This window comes from Dyadobacter sp. CY356, assembly GCF_021440195.1.
Taxonomy (GTDB): Bacteria; Bacteroidota; Bacteroidia; order Cytophagales; family Spirosomataceae; genus Dyadobacter.
On sequence record NZ_JAJTSZ010000002.1, the window covers coordinates 989,534 to 1,007,788 of the forward strand.

An 18,255-nucleotide genomic window follows, 5' to 3' on the forward strand; every position below is an offset into this window, starting at 1 on the left:
AGGTTGGTCACTGTTACTAATTCGTGTCAATAAGTAGTCCGAATGAAATGGTTCTTCTTTCCTGAGGATACCGCGAAGCAGAGGTAACGCCCTCTGCCGCCCGGATACCGGGCACAAAATATTCCGAGTTCAAAAGATTGGATACCTGAAGCTGCAAACTCATTCCCTTATAAAAATTCTTATAGGTAATGGCTGAGTTCAATAAATAGATCGCGTCAAAACTTGTGATCGGGTTGCTGCTTCCTGAGGTACCCGCCCCGGATTTCCTCTTACTGACATAGTTGTTGGTAACACTGATATCCAGGTTTTTGTATGCTTCCCAAACACCGCCGATATTGGTAGTAAAACTGGCAATATCACTCACCCGTACTTTCTGACCTTCAATTTTGCTTAGATCTCTTGGATTTGTAAAAGTGAAGTTCCCCCATAAATGCAATTTCTTTACATCATATTTCGCCTCCGACTGGATGCCCATGATACGCTGCTTTCCGAGCGCCTGAAACTGGGTGGTATTAACACCGGCGGGTGTCACGGCGGCGGCCAGGCCTACGGCGTTGCTATAATTGGCCAGATATGCCGTCGCGATCCACGACAGATTTTTGGTCAGTTTCACATAAACACTGCCTTCAATATTTTTCACACGCTCAGGCTGCAAGGTTGGATTATTCAAAAGCCGCTCCCTGGTCGTTGCGAATTTTTGCAGATAGGAAGCATCTTTAAACGCTTCTGCATAAATTCCTTTGAATACGAATTTTCCTTTGGAATAAATTAAACTGACCCTTGGATTGAAAACAGCCCCATAACCACCACTCGTGCGGATCTGGTTATAATCAAGCCTCGACGCAAGCACCATTTTCAGGTTATCCGTCCAGTTGTATGTGGCCTGACTAAAAACGCCGATATCAAAAACCCGGAAATTATCTCCACCTGCAAGTGTAGAATCCGGCCGGCCTGTTTGGGAAGGATCTGGTGTGAGTGAAGTGATGTAGTTGGCCTGGATGATACTATTCCGAACTTCCAGTCCGCTGTTGATATCCAGTTTTGCAAATGGAGTCCAAAGCACGCGGAACTCATTTCTTAACTGGTTGGAAACCCGGTACCAGTATGGGACGGAATAAGTTGGTTTTCTCTGATTGAGCAAATCGACGATCCCGTAACTGCCATTATAATACCCTCTGTATGTTGGCAGATTGGTGGCACCTTTCAATTCATGAAGCCGGTATGAAGTCAGGTTAAGAATCTGGACTTTGTCATTGATAAATTTATTATAGGTCAGCGAAAATGCTTTATTATTAGCCACCCAGCGCGACAAATCATCTGTTACTATCCGCGATTTATTGGTATACCAGGGTGTTGCACCTTCATCCGTTTTCCAGTTGATGAAAGAAATCGTAAAATCCTTAAATTCAACTTTTGCCCGTATGAAAAAGTTTTTGGAAGCGTCGCTGAATTTCACCGTTTTTCCATTCACATTCGCTCCGAACAAGGTTCCGTTGTCCAGCTCTGCCGCCTTTGCTTTTCCTGCGTCAGTAAGACTTAATCCATTTACCGCTCCGCCAGCATCGTACTTCACTTCGTATAAATTGCTGTTAGGGAATAAGGTCGTCAGCTTGTTATTGGTGATATATTGCTGCGCAAGTGTTGCGCCGTTGACGTTCTGCTGGGTGGTATAATCCGCAGCGGTACGCGGATCATAATTCCATTCCGGATATTTGGAAAGATCCATTTCATTGGAAGAAAAATAGCGTGACGTAACGGAAACCGCAATATCTTTTGAGCGGATAGAAACTACGCCGTCCAAAATTTTTGTATTAAGTGAACCATAGCGAACCTGGCCGGTTCCCGATACTGCAACTCTTTTTCCTTCCGGCAAACCCTTATCGAGATACTTTTTGGTAATCACATTGATAACGCCCATGAAGGCGTTGGCTCCGTACATGGTGGAAGCGGGACCATAAATAATTTCAACCCGTTCAATATCTGATAAGGCATACTGGCGGGAAATAGGAATGTTATCCGAATTCAAATCATTTTCCTCAACGCCATCAACCAGCAAAATGGACCGGTCATTTGAAGTTGATCTGTATCCTCTTTGATAAAAAGTTACATAAGAAGGCCCGTTGCCGCGAATCACGTCAAATCCGGGAAGGTCGTTCAGCATCTGGGTAAGATCCCGGTATCCTCTTTTGGTGATATCCTCTTTTGTAATGACTGTAACCGTAGCCGGCACCTGCAACAAATTTTCCGCTTTTTTAGAAACAGAAGTAATCTGAATGATCCTTTCCTGCAAATCTTTTTGCTGGGTTACCAACTCCTTAAATTGTGGTGTGGCCGAGAATTCCGGTTCGTAATTTTGATTGGCAATCAAAAGATTTCTCACAGCCGCCGCAGCCTGCGGAAGGGAATCCAGCGCGAGATAACTCATGGCCATGATCTTATAACCCTGAACCTGCGCGTTTGCCGAAAATCTGTTTTTAAGACAAGGCATCAGTATATCAAAAACCTCATCAAAATTTCCATTTCTATATTTCCGATCTGCTTCCGGGATAATGACCGAAGCGTCACAATCATTTTGTGCCCAAACTTTTGCCGAAGAAATCAGCAGAATCAGGGAAACACAAAAGACCAGTCTGTTTTTCATAGTAAAGTTTTTCATCTTACGCTGCGTGATAATTTCTCGTAGGGAATGTCTTTCCCTATATATTTATCCCATTCTTCTTCGGTTAAATCCCTCGCTACTTTTTTGGATACTTCATTGAATAATGACGCCGAATTAATGTCCCAGATACGTACCGTTTTATCCGCACCGGAAGCGATTAATTTTTTACCATCGTGGGTAAACCGCAGATTTAATACCCAGGAATTAAAATCGTTCAATACCACAGGTTGCTGCTTGGACAAATCCTCTTCAAGATTCCATATTTTAATTTTTGAATCGAAACTGGAAGTTGCCACCCGGCTGCCATCCGGATTCACGGCAATTCCTGTAATTCCTGAGGTATGGCTTCCCTGAAAACCAGTTAATGTGGATAGAACGGGTTCGCCGGATTTCATCTTTGCCGAGTATAAAGCGCCGGTCGAACTGCCCAGAAATAACTGAGAACCGTCCGGACTGAAAGCCATGGTGGAAATGCGCCCTCTCACCCGGCTGAAATCATAACTAATTGGTTTCTTGGTAATATCAGCTGTTTCGATACGAATAATCTGTTCCTTTCCGGTTGCATAAAAAAGGTATTTCCCATCCGGGCTTGCTTCAACGGTGGAGAGATCCACACCCAGATTTACATTTTTAAGCACTTCCAGCTTTTTATCCGCAATATCCCAAAGTCTGATCTGCCCGATTGAACTTGTTGAAATCAGTCTTGGTTTTCCGTCCTCATTACGGATCAACAGATTAATGACCATGCCGTCCTGAGCAATCAGCGTTTTGGTTGGCAAACTACCGGCTGTAAGATTATCCCAACGCACGATCTGACCATTGGATGTTCCGACAAATATGGTTTTGTTGTCCGGCGTAAAGATTATGGAACGGATACTTTTAAAGGTCTGCTTAGGATTTTTAAGTGGTATCGGCCGGTTGGATGCTGCGGTGTAATTCCACAAATTCAGAACGCCATCATCCCCTGCACTGGCGAAGATTGAATTATTCGATTTTTCCGGTTCGGCTATCACACGCACAACATCATTATGGCCCAGCAGCGTAGCTTTGGCTCCTGCTGCTTTTGAAAGTGCTGCGTACACGTCAGGATTTTCTTTTTCACCACCGTTTTTTATGTTGAAGTCATAGGCACGCAATGCCAAAAGTGCAGCAAGGTCATCGGCTGCCGGCATCTGGTTGGACTGGATCGCTATAAATCTTGCAATCGCTTTTGATCGTTGCCGTAAAGCGTCGTTTCTTGACTTTTCTGCATCTTTCTGAGCTTTTTGAGCATTCACTTTCTGACGCTCTGATTCATTTTTTGCACCAACCGCAAACTCCTTTTGCACTTCCGTTTCTCTTTGCGACTGCACCGCGATGCGCTGGGCGTTATCCGCCTGAATTTTTTGTTCTTCCGCAAGTTTTCTGGCGGCCTTGGCAGCTACACTCTCATTAATCGCTTTTTCCTGTTCCCGGACGGCAATTGTCTTTTGTTCTTCCGTTAATATTTTCTGCTGCTCGGCGATAATGCCTTGCTGTTCAGCAATTTTTTTCTGCGCTATGGCTTCCTTGGTCTGATCCTCAGCACGTTTACGTTCTGTCAATGCCAGACTTTCCTTATCCAAAGCTGTTTTTTCACTTTGCTCAGCCTGAGTACGAAGCACCATGGCCACGATCAAAAAAAGCAAAGAAATTAATGAACTCACACCAAGCACAGTTGCAAAAGTCCTGGCCTTGCGAAGTTCCCTTCGCTGACGGTCTTCCTTATGCTGAACTTCCTGATCGTATTGTTTTTTACTGTAATCCAGAAAGTTGATGGCCCTTTCGAAAAAAGGGTCATAACGCTGCGCCCATTCAATGGTGGGCTCGCTTTCTTTCAGCCATTTCAAACCTACCTGAAGTTCAGGATTCACCCAAAGTCCGGTTCTTCCATCCTGATAAAGCGTGGCCGAATAACTTAGCTGTTTATATAATTTGGCGGATTCAAGTTCTTCTTCAATCCAGATACGTGACCGGTCCCAAAGTGTCAGTACTTTTTCAACTGCAACGTCGATGATAGAATCACTGTCGATTTTAACGCCCGGTCTTGGGGTTAAAAATGATACGCCGTTTTCACGAAAAACAAGTACTACATCAATCAAAAGGTAATCAGGAACGCCTGAAATTTTTTCTATTTCTTTAAGTGATGTCGGCCTAAGCGATGGGGTATCACTTGGCCCCAAAACAATAAGCGTTTTGAATAATTTTGCGGCTGCAATTCTTCTCTTTTCATCCAGTCTCCGGGTAAATATTTCCTCTGCATGCAGCGTGATCGACTGCTCCATTTTCCCGATAGCATCATACTCTACCAGCGAAATAGGACTTGTAGCCGCTTTGGTAAGTTTCCACCGGTCCCACATACGCATCAGCACATGTTGAAGAATCGGCAAAAAGTCGGGATTTTCAGCAAGTTTTAGTAGAAGCGTTTTAACCAGATCCGGCTCAATGGTTGCGCCAAATGTTTCTACCGGCCGCACAATTACCTCTTTAATCTCTTCCTGATTCATTTTAGGAAGCAGATAATAACCACGGTTGATGACTTCGGTAAGTCCTTTAAATTCCGTACAATGATCCAGATAATCCGAACGCATCGTGATCACCACGTGAATTGGCAGCTCACGCTGATTGATCAGTGTCAGTAAAAGATTGATAAAAGCAGGACTTTGCAGCTTTTCCCGGCTCAGCGTATCACTGAATTCAAAGCGAAATATCTCTTCGAACTGATCTATAACCAGTAAAATTTTTCTCCCCTTTAATATTTCCAGTAATTCGAAAATAGCTTTTGGATCTGAAAGCAGCCATTTTTCGGCCTTTTCCAGATCACGGTTTTCCCAGCTCAGATCTTCTCTTCTGAGATTTACTTTCAAAGCAGCAATCAGGCTTTTGACCGGATTTCCACCCGGACGGAACACGATCACTTTCCAATCTTCTTTTACCTGTTGGGCATTTTCCAAAGAAGGTATCAATCCCGCCTTGATCAAAGAGGATTTACCACTTCCGGACGACCCGATTAATGCAAGAAAACGCGCATCCAGGAGTTTATTCCTCAACTCCTGGATATGCGATTCCCTGCCAAAAAATAAGGAATGGTCTTCGTACTCGTAGCTCCTTAGCCCGGGAAAAGGATTAGAAAGTGTAGTTATATCGACCATACTAAATTTAAAGTCTATTCATAAAGGAGATGTGAAAACTGCTTTGCCTCCTGATATCTGTGTTTGTTCAACTGCTTTATGTCGGACCTGGCATATTAATGGATACAGCACAGTACTAAGCCACCTTCATGACAAATTTGTTCCGATTCTTACCTGTCGAGAAATCGTATGAAAAATCATCAACCCCATTGATTGTCAGAAAGATACCCAACCCTCCGATTTCTCTTTCCTCCAACGGAAGTGATAAATCAAGTTCATCCGGAAGTTTATTTTCCAGAGGATTAAATGGTTTGGCATCGTCTTCCAGGATTACGGTCAGTTCGTTTTCCGTGATTTCACTCAGTAACCGGTAAGTCCCATCAATCTTCTCACTTTGATAACCATACAAGATGATATTGGTGGCGATCTCGTCGATAGCCACTTTAAGATTGTAAGTAGATTTTTTGGATAATCCCGCCTGTTGCGCAAGCGCTCCTATGTGTTCCCGCAAAGGATCCAGCGAATCTACATTACCCGGAAAACTTCTGGTTTCCATGCCCATAGGATCTATTCTGGATATTGATCGACAATAGTTACGCTGTGGTGAAGGCCTGTTTTTTCAAGCGTGTCAACAATCAATTCCTGTGGCTTTACGATAATGATATTAAGACCAACACCTATTTTTTGTTTTGAAAAAATAAGCACACGAAGGCCAGCCGACGACATAAAGTCCAGCTTTTCCATGTTCAGCACCAATACTGAAATCGTTTTGGTTGAAAGTTTTTCAATTTCCGTCTGGAAAACTCTTGCCGACAGAGAGTCAAGCTCTCCTACCAGTGTTAATACTGCTACCGGTTCATCTACAACAGAATCTATTTTAAAAGCCATGAGTATTTTTAGTTTTATTAGTTATGTCAAAAAGTTTTTAGCGACTAGCTGTTGGCGATTAGCTTGATGATAGTCGAGACTAATCGTAATGCCTAAAAGCTAAATTTATTTGCCTACGAGAATTACGGTCGATCTACCTCCTACCAGGAATCTGCCTTGTTCGGCCAAGATTGGTTCTTTTCCGATTTCGAAAATATCCTCGCCCGAAGGCATGCTTGTATTTACGGCCAGATACCAGTTTCTGCCTGATGAAAGTGCCGGAAGTTCATAATAAAGCGCATCCCAATAGGTATTCATCGCGACATAGATCATGTCATCTTTGACACTGCCGTTTTTGGCGTGCGCACCGTCAAGCATAAATGCCAGGCATTTGCTCGAATCAGAATAATCCGGTTTCCATGCTTGGGTTCCGTGGAAACTGATATCCGGAAATCCGCTTCCCACATAATCCCTGTGCTGGAAGTGCGTGGCACTTCTCAATACCGGATGCGCTCTTCTGAAGCGCAAAATGTGGCGGGCGAAATAGTAGATATCATCGTTCTTTTTCAATAATCCCCAATCCGTCCAGTTCAGTTCGTTATCGTGACAATAGGTATTGTTGTTACCAAATTTTGTAACACCCATTTCATCTCCTGAAAGAATCATCGGAACGCCCTGGCTTACCATCAGAATGGAAAGTGCATTTTTGATCTGGCGGTGGCGCAGCTGGTTGATACCTGCGTCTTCGGTTTCGCCTTCTACACCATGGTTCCAGGAATCATTGTCGTTTCCACCGTCATTATTATTCTCGCCATTTGCAATGTTATGTTTCTCATTGTAAGCGAAAAGATCATACAACGTAAAACCATCATGGCAGGCAATGAAGTTGATACTGGCTGTTGGTCCGCGATAGTAATAAAGATCGGGAGAACCCTGAACGAGCTGGGCCATTTTGCCCACCAATCCATCATCACCTTTCAAAAATTTACGGATACCGTCGCGGTACTTTCCATTCCATTCAGCCCAGCGGCCATAGGCAGGAAATGATCCAACCTGATAAAGTCCTCCCGCATCCCAGGCCTCAGCCACCAGCTTGCATTTGGCCAAAATCGGGTCATGTGCCAGCGATTCCAAAAGCGGCGGATTGCTTAGCGGCGCACCATTCTGGTCGCGCCCAAGAATGGCTGCAAGATCAAACCGGAAGCCATCAATATGATAATCAGCAGCCCAGTAGCGAAGGCAATCCAGTACCATATTCCGAACAACCGGGTTGTTACAATTCAGCGTATTTCCTGTTCCGGAAAAGTTGAAATAATAACCTTCCGGCGTCAGCATGTAATATGTTTTGTTGTCAATTCCTCGGAAAGAAATCGTATGGCCACGGTGATCACCTTCAGCAGTATGGTTAAATACCACGTCGAGCATTACTTCAATACCGTTTTTATGCAATTCCTTGATCAGCGTTTTCAACTCATCAACCTGCATTCCAAACTTTCCGGTAGCTGCATAACCTGCTTTTGGAGAGAAGAAATTAACAGTACTATAACCCCAGAAATTGACGATCAAACCGCCGGTCACAGGATTTTCCTTACTGTTTTCCCACTCATCAAATTCGTAGATCGGCATGAGCTCAACACAGTTGATACCCAGTTCTTTCAGATAAGCGATTTTGCGGCGAATGGCTGCAAATGTTCCCGGATTTTTTACATCTGAGGACGGGTGCTGTGTAAAACCTCTGACGTGCATTTCGTAGATCACAAGATCTTCGATCGGCGTTTCCAGCGGATGATCATTCTCCCAGTCGAAATCTTCGAAAACAAGACGGGAACGATATGGATAAATGTCATCCCAGTTTGGTTTTGCCAGCCATGTATCACGTCCGCCAATGGCTTTCGCATAGGGATCGCTCAGGATAATGCTTTTATCAAAACGATGTCCTTTTTCAGGATTGAAAGGTCCGTCCATACGGTAACCGTATTCCAGTCTTTCATAATCCAGATCAAAAACGATCATTGAATAAACATTTCCAGTGCGGAATTCTTCAGGAAAACGAATTTCAGCAAACGGTGCAGCTTCTCCTCTTTCAAATAAAACCAGCGTGCAGTCAATAGCTTCACTGGAATATATACTGAAATTGATACCATTTGGCACCATCGTGGCGCCAAACGGAAGCACATGGCCCCTCCGGAATTTAATACCCTCCTGTTCGTGGGTCGGGTAATAATCGATACGAATGTCTGTTGCCATGACCTAAGCCTGTTTTAAAAAGGAAAGAGCCTGTTCCTTCGTATCAACGATTTTGAAAAAGTTGATAAAACCAGTCATTGACATCACGTCCTGAATTTCTTCTGAAACACCAGCCAAAACCACTTTTCCTTCTTTGGCTTTCACATTCCTGTAAAGCATCAGAAGCACACGAAGTCCGGCACTGGACATGAATTCTACTGCGGTCAGATCTATCGCGATGATGTTCGATTTATCCGTGGCAAGTTTGGTATTGCGTTCAAACTCCGGCGCTGTTTTACTATCGATGTTGCCTTCTGCTTCGACGACAGCGATGTCGTCGAAGTCTTTTATTGTAACTTTCATAGGAAGTTCGTTAGTATGTTTTTACAACTACTTGGCAGGGCTGATCTGTACTTTCACACGAACCGCTTTGTCAGATTCCGGCAAGGTTACTGTCAGTGCCTGAGCATCGAAATTTGTGTATGGAACATCGTCAATAAATACTTCACTGATGTAGATACTTCCCTGTGGCAAAATATCCGGCGAAACGCGAAGGATATTATCTTTGAACCCACCCGGATACGGCTTGAAGTAGAAGTAAGTTGGCTCTTTTGTGATCAGCAAATTGATATAAACCGCTGACAAATAGCACAATTCAGTACTGTGATACGCGCTCATCGAGTGACTTCCTTTGAAACGTTCGGTTCCAAGAAGGTAAGGCATACCGTTTGAAAATACGTTGAAATATACACCGCCATCGTCCGTATCAAGGAAGAATGCATTGTAGAAAGCAGCCGATTCACGAGCGTATTTTTTGTAGTCTTCATCACCCAAAACACCGTACATAATCAGGTAAGCCAGAATCGCCTGTTCCTGCTGCCACCATGCTTTGCGGTCGTGCCATACGAACTGATGTTTTCCACCGGTTTTTGCAACACGTTCAACTACATCATACCAACCGCCACGCTGCTGATCAGAGCCAGCTGCCGGCATTAATTCTGCGATTTTTTTCGCAAAAGCAAGGTATTCGTCTTTTGGTGTCAGCGATTGCTGACGGATCAAATTCCATGCAATTTTCAGATTGTGGCCTACTACCGCACGGTTTTGCTGCCATCCCCAGGTTTGGTCTTTGCTCCAATCCTCAAAGAATTTCTCTTGAACAAACGGGCTGTTCTCATAATCCGGGAAATGTTTTGTGATCGTATCAAAAGTGTATTCAAGGAAATCAGCGTGTTTTTTCTCACCTGTTGCCAGATACAAATTGATCAGGTAAGCCGGTGCGTGGTCACCCACCGAATTCCAGTTTTTCCGTGCACGGTTGTGAGCCAGAGACTCTTCATGTGCATCCAGAGAAATAGGATCGAGGTGGGAGAAATAACCTTCTCCATTGTGATCTTTGAAATATTTTTCAAAAAGATCAATTGTTTTGTCAATATCAAAACGAATTTTTGGATCACCCGTGATGCGGTAAGTCTGCGTAGGTCCGGCCAAAGCATAGATCTGCTCATACATAGGAAGCGAATCCAAATCGTCACCAAATTCCGAAGTCAATAGTTTCGTTTCTTTCTGACCTTCCACTTTTAACCCGTGGTACCAGTATACAAGATCGTCGTCCTGATCAAAGAAACGCATGTGGTCACGAAGATATTCCGTACCCAATTCAGCGCCTTCAAGGAATTCATCTTTTCCGGTCAGCAAATAAGCCGAAGCAAATCCATAAACCATACGGGAAATCGTGTCCGTTTCCTGAAGATAATCGCCCTTTTTCGAACCACCCAGATGCAGCATCGTGCGGTAATTCTTGTAATTAATTTCGTCTTGTGGATAGTTAAACTGCCATTTTAAATAACTCGTTGCGATAGAACTAATTTGCTCGATCCACCAGTTTTGTTCTTCATGACGATACTTTGTCGGCTCATTACCCGGAAATACCAGTTGCTGCGCTTCAAAAGTTGCTGAATCCTGGCCTGCGTTTGGATAAAACGTACCGTAAGCAAAAACGTACTGCCCATTGGTAGCAAGGAAAGTATCAATTTCGCCAGGATTTTGCCATCCTTCCGTCAGGTTGCGTGTACCTCGTGCATAAGTCGAAGGGATCAGGTTGACCTTGAATTTTCTATTATCCGAAGTCTCTAAAAGAAACCAGCGTTCCTGTGGATTGAAGCCATACACATAGCCCGCAATGGTGTCTGAAAAGGTGAAGTCTATATTCATTTGAGTCGATAAAAAGGGTTGTTGATTTAAATTTTCAGGTATGGATAATTTAATATCATAAGCAGGTCAGGCCAGGTCTTCCTGATCTTTATAACCCTGCGTGATTTCAATAATATTGCCTTCGGGATCTTTGAGCCAGACCGTTTTCCAGCCGGGAATCACATCGTCAAAATGAAGAGGACCAAGCGTTATAACCGCGTCAGAACCCATTTCTTCCAGTTTTGCTTCCACATCATCCACACTAAAAGCGAAGTGACGCAGACCGGGGTAGTGCGGGCCGTCGGCTTCTTCCATCGGGCAAGGACGGTTTTCTTCCGGAGGGAAAACTTCAAAGTAAAAACCGTGGTCATCTTTGAGGAATACCAGTTCTGCATCATCGCCGAGGCTGATCACACGAGCTCTTTTAAACCCAAAATGTTTTGCATAAAAAGCTTCGAATTTTGCGAGATTTTTTACTGTCACCGCCAAATGAAAAAAGGATGTTTTCATGGTTTCAGTATTTAGTCGATTCAGATAAAATCTCAATAATTTTCTTCGCGAAAAGATGGGCATGTCCGCCTGAACGGCCGGTTACCAAATCCCCATCAACGACTACATCTTCATTGGTATATATCGCTCCATAAGCTTTTGCATCTCCGATCAGATTGTTGTGGCAAACCAGTTTTTTACCCTTTACCAGTTCCGTAGCCGGTGCTGTCAGCCACAAACCGTGACAGATTATTCCTTTCAGAATGCTTTCTTCTGCAAATGCACGTTTAAGAAATTCGGTCGCCGGTGGAATTTTTTCGACATCTTCGGTATAACGAAGACGGTCTGAAACCATACCTGAGGGAACAATGATTGCACTGTAACTGCGTAATTCTTCATCGCTCATGTTTTCAAAAGATTCCCAGCAATCCATAGGAACTTTGTATTCATGACCGGTAAAAGTAATTTTATCATTTCCCCATAGCCGGGATAAAAAATGGATCTCTGCGCCTTCTTCGGGAAAGCGGTATTTGTAATAGAAAATTTCGTTTTCGAAGTAATCGGCTTCAAAGAGAATTCCGATTTTTTTACCGGCAAGTTTCATATTTTGTATGTTGAGGAGTGTAAAAATTAAGCCAAAGTACCGTCTGGGTGCTGCACCATACCAGCAAAGTGAATGGCGATTTTCCCATCTTTCAAAACCCAGCTATCTGCGAAACGCATTTCACTTTTTTCTCCTCCAACGGTCATTGTGATCTGCTCTGTGATCATTAACGTTTCCGGGTTTTCTGTTTCTGCCCAAAAAACAATGTCAGTTTCCAGGCCGTCGATTCCCAAAATTCCCTGCATATGTTCTTTCACCTGCTCTCTTCCCTGATAAATAACAGGAGATTTTGAGAAGCTGCTGATCAGTGTGGCGTCGTCGGTATATTGATCCAAAAGCGCTTCGATATTCTTATCCAGAATATGCTGAATATGCTCCTTGTACATTTTGCCCAGTTTGGTATCCGGTACGTTTTTCATCTTTTCAGGATTTTAAAAAAGTGGTTTTTTCAGTATGAACATGGACCTGCCTGTCGTTGACAGATCCTGCTCTAACGTTGAGTAAATGCAAATTCCAGGTTATAGCGTTGCCGAGCCTTCGTGGTATTCCAGGCCGTCAACGATATATTTTGTGATGATCGCCTTGTCTCCCTGAGCCTTCACTTCCCAGGTTTGAAATGCGTCACATTTGATTCTTTTGCTATAAGCCTCCGGGGCATTCCATACACTGGCCTCCCATTGCACCACCACTTTTACCGTAGCCGTATCGCCTGTTATTACCGGTTCCACCACTTTTACCGTGTGTACTTCATCAAAGAAAATACGGATCACACGCTGAAACCAGCCTTCAAAACCAGCATATCCATACACTGTCGCTTCCGGAAAAACCATTTCCAGTTCTTTGTCGGCCAAGTGTGGCAATACTTCAACCATCGGCACGTGAACGTCCAGTTTTTTATACCATTCGGTTGCTAATTCCTTTATTGATTCCTCAGTAAGCATCGCTTCTAAATTTTATGTTTGGATAAAAATTTCTATTGATTGGTATAATCTTCCAGGATCAGGTCAGCAGCTTTCGCACCGATTACAAAACTGGAAGCCACTGTATTTCCGCTGGTTACGGTTGGCATTACGGAAGCATCTGCTACACGTAAGCCTTTTATTCCATGCACTTTTAATCTTGGATCGACTACGGCAAGGGGATCTTTTCCAATTCTGCAAGTACCGGCCGGATGCCATAGGGTTGAGCTTTGTGTCCGGATGTAATCTGTGATATCAGCTTCTCCCGGCGCAATTTCTCCTCCGCTTAATTCCTGAAAAGTTGGCGTTGCTGCAAGATTTCGCACAAGCTCAACCGCTTTTTTCAATACTTCCAGATCAGCTTCTTTTTCAAGATAATGTGGATCAATAACAGCCGGTTCAAGCGGATCTTTGGATGATAATGTTACCTCTCCCCTGCTTTCAGGCTGAACGAGAATCGGGAGGAAAATACAGATTGGTCCTCCAAAATCCGGTAAGAGCGGTGCTAAGGGTCCTGGCAAACTTGGTGTGAAATTCAACTGCAAATCCACCAGTCCGTCATCTTTTTTTGTATTGACAAAAAGTACGTTTCCTGTCAAAAGCGTTGTCTCCGGCATTTCAATTTTGGAACGAAAAACCATAGGCAGCTGCAAATGATCCTGAAGGTTTTTACCAACACCTGGCAGATCAACCACCACTTCAATATCCAAAGTTTTCAATTCAGCAGCCGGTCCTATTCCGGAAAGCAAAAGCAGTTTTGGTGAAGCAAGTGCACCTGCCGAAATGATCACTTCTTTTGAAACAAAAACCTGATTTTTAATTCCGCTGATAATATATTCGATACCAACGGCAGTGCCGTTTTTAATAATGATCTTAGTGGTCTGGCAACCGGTTAGAATCGTTAGGTTTTCGCGATCAAAAACCGGATCAAGAAAAGCAGAAGCACCGCTATCGCGTTTGTCATTTTCGGTAATATGAAATTGAAGTAAACCTGCACCATTTTCCTGACGGGCACCGTTATAATCCCAATCAGGCCCGTCATAACCCAATTCCATCGCCCCTTTCAGAAAATGTTCTGAACGCATTACATCGTCCGGACAGTCACGGATTGACAATTCTCCATCCATTCCATGCAATTCAGAAGCTCCGTTTTCAAAGTTTTCCAGCTTAATAAAATATGGCAAAAGATCTTCATATCCCCAGCCATCAGCGCCTTGTGCTTTCCAGGTTTCAAAATTTCCCGGATTGCCCCGCACGTACATCATCGCATTGATTGAAGAACTTCCTCCCAGAACTTTCCCCTGATTAATGACAATCGAACGATCCGCTAATCCGGGCTGATTTGTTGTTTTTAACGCCCAATCCAGTTCAGAAAACCATAGACTCACAAAACCGCCAGGATCCTTAATGGCAGGGTTTTGATCCGCGCCACCAGCTTCGACAAGCAAAACCTTGTTGGCCGGATCAGCACTCAGGCGATTTGCCAGCACACTTCCAGCCGCACCAGCGCCCACGATGACATAATCGTATTTAGAATCAGAATCCATAACTTTATATAGAGGAGGGATTTAAGATTTTTATTGCGCACAGTTGGTTACTACCCAATCTGTTTTATAGTTTCCTTCTAAAACAAGATCGATCAAAAAAGGCTTATCATCGGCCAGCATCCGGTCAATCGCTGCCGGAATATCTTCTTCTTTTTCGACCCGGACTGCATCAACACCAAGTGATTTAGCCAGTAAATCAAAGCGTATCACAGGGTAAGAAAGGTCAAAAGGTAAAGGCTGGTTATGACCCTGAATTTCTCTTTCCTTCCAATAGACATCGATGTTCAATTGAAGCAATTTGTAAGAACCATTGTTACAGACTACAAACTTCACCCCGGTATTATGACGCACCGCAGACCAAAGCGCCTGGATGGTATACATACTACCGCCATCTCCGGAAAATCCAATTACTGTTTTATCAGGATTGGCCATTTTAGCACCGATCGCTCCCGGAAAACCTACTCCAAGGGAGCCTCCGCGCGTTGCGAAATAATGTCCCGGAATTGTTGGCGGAATGTATCGGGTTACCGGTGGAGAATTGGTTAAGGCTTCATCAAAGATGATCGCATCAGACGGTAATTTCTCTGACAGCACCGCAGCGAACTGAGACATATGGAGTGGAGATTTTCCAACCTGATCCAGATCAGCTTTCTTTTCTTTTGCCAGTTTTTCGGCTTTCAAATCACCGATTTCTTTTGCTCTTGCAGCGGCGGCAGATCTTTGTTCATCTGTGATTAATTCTTCAATAGCGTCCGCCAGTTCTTTCAGCGAAAGCTTTGGATCGCTCACGATGCCAAGATCAACGCGGTGATTTTTAGCGATTTCATAAGCGTTGAGATCTATATGAATTACCTGCGCATCAGGAGCATAAATATCATCAAGCCCAGGAAAAACCTCCGGCATCATGTAGGTTCCGACAATGAGATTTACATCTCCTTTTTGGGTAATCGGAAGACTAAACTCACCAAACATATGGCCTGTGGAACCCTGATAAAGCGGATGTGTATTATCCATTACCAGATCTCCAAACTCAACACCATACACCTCTGCACCAAGCAGTTCCGCAACTTTTGCCAGTTCAACTGTTGCTCCCGAATAGGCCACACCATCGCCTACGAAGATCATAGGCTTTTTGGCCGCGAGCATTATTTCGGCGGTCTGAATAATGAGTTCGTCAGCCGGTGCCACGCGTGTTGAAGGGATGGAGGTTGGGAAAACCGGCTCATCATTTATTTCATCCAGAATGTCCATCGGAAGACAGACATAAACCGGACCCATCGGTGGTGTCGCAGCAATTTTTATCGCTCTTCTCAAAGTCCGCAAAACAGATTTTGATGAAGTTACCATTGTGGAAAATTTCGTTACCGGTGCCATCATGCCCACCAGATCGTTGGCCATCTGGGCATCCATGTTCAGATATTTCACCCCTGCATCCGAGCCGATTACGACAAGTGGCGCATGACCACGTTTTGCCTGATAAATCGCCCCGACTGCATTTCCAATTCCGGGTGAGCTGTGCAGCTGAACCAGCGTTGGCTTTTGCGTTGCACGCGCATACCCGTCACCAGCCATGACGGCAATGGTTTCCTGAAGGGTCAGAATGTATTTCATTTCCGGATATTCGGCCAGTGCGTCAAGGAAACCTTGCTCCACCGTACCGGGGTTTCCGAACATATGATCCATCCCGTCAGCCAGGAATTGTTCAATTATTTTCTGATTTCCGGTTTTACCAGCCATAACGAGTCAGACCTTTATCCAGTACGTTTACAAACTGATCGCCAAACTCAAATGAACATTGCAATGAGCGGGCAGTGATGAATGGATAATCAACAATAACCGAAGTTTCTTTTCCAAAATTTCCGTGGTATTTGCCTTCTGGTCCAACCGCGTCAGAAAGAATATATTCCAAAACATAAGGCGGTGGCCCCATATTCAAATCTGTGTGCAGGAATCCGGTTCCGTCGTGATAATCGTATTCGATACAGTGGCCAGTCACATGTTTTCCTTTGATGATGGAATCTCTCTCGTTGAAATCACGGGCAAAAACAAGTGGCGCAACACCATAGCAAATTCCCGCTACCGGCATATTTTTCTTATAAAACCCAAGGATAAGATCATGAACACGCTGATTATTAACCATGTCAATAATCGGTCCGCTGCCTCCTACCAAAAGAACAGCTGCATATTCTTCCGTAATTTTATCCTGCGCAACTTTCAGATCAGCATAATATTTTTCAAATGCTCTTAGAAAATCAGGCGTTGAAAAATATGGTCGCTGTGGAATAACCTCAGATAGATTTTGTCTTGTTTCCAACCGGTTTGTAGCTTCAAAAGCAATCACTTTTTCTGCTGCGAGCGGCGTGGTAACACAGGTGCCAAGCGGAGGATCCACATACGTAGTGTCGTAACTTGGTGGCAAGGCTTCTGCTTTTTTTCCGTTTGGCGTGATAAATTCCACGGTATATCCCGCAGCTTCCAATTTTTCAAGAGGGCCAACAAGTTCTATTCCCCAATAACCATACTCGGAAAGAACTGCTAATATTTTCTTAGACATAACACTGATGTTTGAAATATGGGTTAACTAATTCAAGTCTTTCGTCAAATAATTAATAACGATATTTATTATACGTAATATCGATTATCAGTTAGCACCGGGAGGTGGCGGTACCACACCAAGCTGCTGCAACAAACCCAGCTCATCTACATTTGCCCAACGTTCAGCTATTTTTCCGTCTGCCAGACGAACGGTTGTGGTTCCGGTCATTGAGATATGTTTTCCACTTGGCGGCATTCCCATAATTCCCTGCGTATCGGTTCCGTTCAGTCTCCATCTGTGCACCACTTTGTCATTTGCAAAAATGGCGTCTTCGATACTGATCGCTGCATCAGGCATACCGCCACGGAACATGCCAACGATATGTTTAAAGCTCCCGGAACCTGGTTCGCTTACTGTTTTGCCACCAACCTGAGAATGATCGATAGCATCTTCTGACAATAAATCTTCACGAATTACACCTGTATTCCAGGCAGTTTCAAAAAATTCAACGCAGATTGCATTGTTTTGTTCGGCAGTATAAGACATGGTTTTTTCTTGATTAAAAGGGTTGTTGTGGTCTTTTAAAATATTTTGTAGGCTCCAAACCAATCTTTATTGAAGCACTTTCAGTTGTTGTAACAATCCAAGGCTGTCCTGAGCCACCCACATTTCAACGATCTTATCATTTTCGATACGGAATATGTCAATCCCCAGATCGGTTACTTTTATGCTTGTCGTTTCACGACCAAGGAAAGTTCCAGTGTTTGTGGCTTCATAAGACCAGCGGCTAACCACCTTGTCGCCTTCGGCCAGCTCGTCATGAAGTGTAAAGTGCACATCAGGAAATGCGATCAGCGCAGTTTCAAACCAGATTCTCAGCGTTGCGGGTTTATGCGCCTGGCCCTGTGGAAAATGAAAAACAACATTTTCGATAGCAATTTCATCCAGCACTTCAATCCGCTTCTCGTTCCAGAGCTCGAACCAGTAGCGACGAATAATCGCCTTGTTTTTTTCTAATTCTGACAT

16 protein-coding genes are annotated in these 18,255 nt (G+C 43.9%); all 16 read right to left on the bottom strand.

Annotation, left to right across the window (positions count from 1 at the left end; translation table 11 throughout):
* Positions 1–16 precede the first annotated feature (16 nt).
* The gene (locus tag LXL81_RS10500) at positions 17–2,641 is read right to left on the bottom strand and encodes a TonB-dependent siderophore receptor (protein WP_234646735.1); all 2,625 of its coding nucleotides are present in this window, start codon (positions 2,639–2,641) and stop codon (positions 17–19) included.
* Between the two features lie 11 nt (positions 2,642–2,652).
* Positions 2,653–5,829, bottom strand: a complete 3,177-nt coding sequence (locus tag LXL81_RS10505) for a hypothetical protein (RefSeq protein WP_234646736.1) — start codon at positions 5,827–5,829, stop codon at positions 2,653–2,655.
* 115 nt (positions 5,830–5,944) lie between these two features.
* Positions 5,945–6,364 carry an ATP-binding protein gene (locus tag LXL81_RS10510; RefSeq protein ID WP_234646737.1) on the bottom strand — a complete coding sequence of 140 codons (420 nt, stop codon included), beginning with the start codon at positions 6,362–6,364 and terminating at the stop codon, positions 5,945–5,947.
* 11 nt (positions 6,365–6,375) lie between these two features.
* Positions 6,376–6,696, bottom strand: coding sequence for an anti-sigma factor antagonist (locus LXL81_RS10515; protein ID WP_234646738.1), 321 nt, complete (start codon positions 6,694–6,696; stop codon positions 6,376–6,378).
* A gap of 105 nt (positions 6,697–6,801) precedes the next feature.
* Positions 6,802–8,922: a glycogen debranching protein GlgX gene (gene glgX / locus LXL81_RS10520; RefSeq protein WP_234646739.1), complete on the bottom strand. Its 2,121-nt coding sequence runs from the start codon at positions 8,920–8,922 to the stop codon at positions 6,802–6,804.
* A 3-nt stretch (positions 8,923–8,925) separates the two neighbouring features.
* Positions 8,926–9,264, bottom strand: a complete 339-nt coding sequence (locus tag LXL81_RS10525; RefSeq protein ID WP_234646740.1) for an STAS domain-containing protein — start codon at positions 9,262–9,264, stop codon at positions 8,926–8,928.
* Positions 9,265–9,291: 27 nt separating this feature from the next.
* Entirely contained in the window at positions 9,292–11,115 is a 1,824-nt protein-coding gene (locus tag LXL81_RS10530; RefSeq protein ID WP_234646741.1) for an AGE family epimerase/isomerase, read from the bottom strand.
* Positions 11,116–11,181: 66 nt separating this feature from the next.
* Positions 11,182–11,604, bottom strand: coding sequence for a VOC family protein (locus LXL81_RS10535; protein ID WP_234646742.1), 423 nt, complete (start codon positions 11,602–11,604; stop codon positions 11,182–11,184).
* A gap of 4 nt (positions 11,605–11,608) precedes the next feature.
* Positions 11,609–12,187 carry a DJ-1/PfpI family protein gene (locus LXL81_RS10540; protein ID WP_194120032.1) on the bottom strand — a complete coding sequence of 193 codons (579 nt, stop codon included), beginning with the start codon at positions 12,185–12,187 and terminating at the stop codon, positions 11,609–11,611.
* Between the two features lie 26 nt (positions 12,188–12,213).
* Positions 12,214–12,606 carry a nuclear transport factor 2 family protein gene (locus LXL81_RS10545; protein ID WP_234646743.1) on the bottom strand — a complete coding sequence of 131 codons (393 nt, stop codon included), beginning with the start codon at positions 12,604–12,606 and terminating at the stop codon, positions 12,214–12,216.
* 99 nt (positions 12,607–12,705) lie between these two features.
* Complete coding sequence (locus LXL81_RS10550; protein WP_234646744.1) at positions 12,706–13,128, bottom strand: hypothetical protein; 423 nt, start codon at positions 13,126–13,128, stop codon at positions 12,706–12,708.
* 32 nt (positions 13,129–13,160) lie between these two features.
* Positions 13,161–14,693 carry a GMC family oxidoreductase gene (locus tag LXL81_RS10555; protein WP_234646745.1) on the bottom strand — a complete coding sequence of 511 codons (1,533 nt, stop codon included), beginning with the start codon at positions 14,691–14,693 and terminating at the stop codon, positions 13,161–13,163.
* Between the two features lie 30 nt (positions 14,694–14,723).
* Positions 14,724–16,430, bottom strand: coding sequence for a thiamine pyrophosphate-binding protein (locus tag LXL81_RS10560; protein WP_234646746.1), 1,707 nt, complete (start codon positions 16,428–16,430; stop codon positions 14,724–14,726).
* Positions 16,420–17,247 carry a type 1 glutamine amidotransferase domain-containing protein gene (locus LXL81_RS10565; protein ID WP_234646747.1) on the bottom strand — a complete coding sequence of 276 codons (828 nt, stop codon included), beginning with the start codon at positions 17,245–17,247 and terminating at the stop codon, positions 16,420–16,422. The genes LXL81_RS10560 and LXL81_RS10565 overlap by 11 nt, the downstream gene beginning before the upstream one ends.
* A gap of 87 nt (positions 17,248–17,334) precedes the next feature.
* Positions 17,335–17,775, bottom strand: a complete 441-nt coding sequence (locus LXL81_RS10570; protein ID WP_234646748.1) for an ester cyclase — start codon at positions 17,773–17,775, stop codon at positions 17,335–17,337.
* Positions 17,776–17,841: 66 nt separating this feature from the next.
* Positions 17,842–18,255 carry an ester cyclase gene (locus LXL81_RS10575; RefSeq protein ID WP_234646749.1) on the bottom strand — a complete coding sequence of 138 codons (414 nt, stop codon included), beginning with the start codon at positions 18,253–18,255 and terminating at the stop codon, positions 17,842–17,844.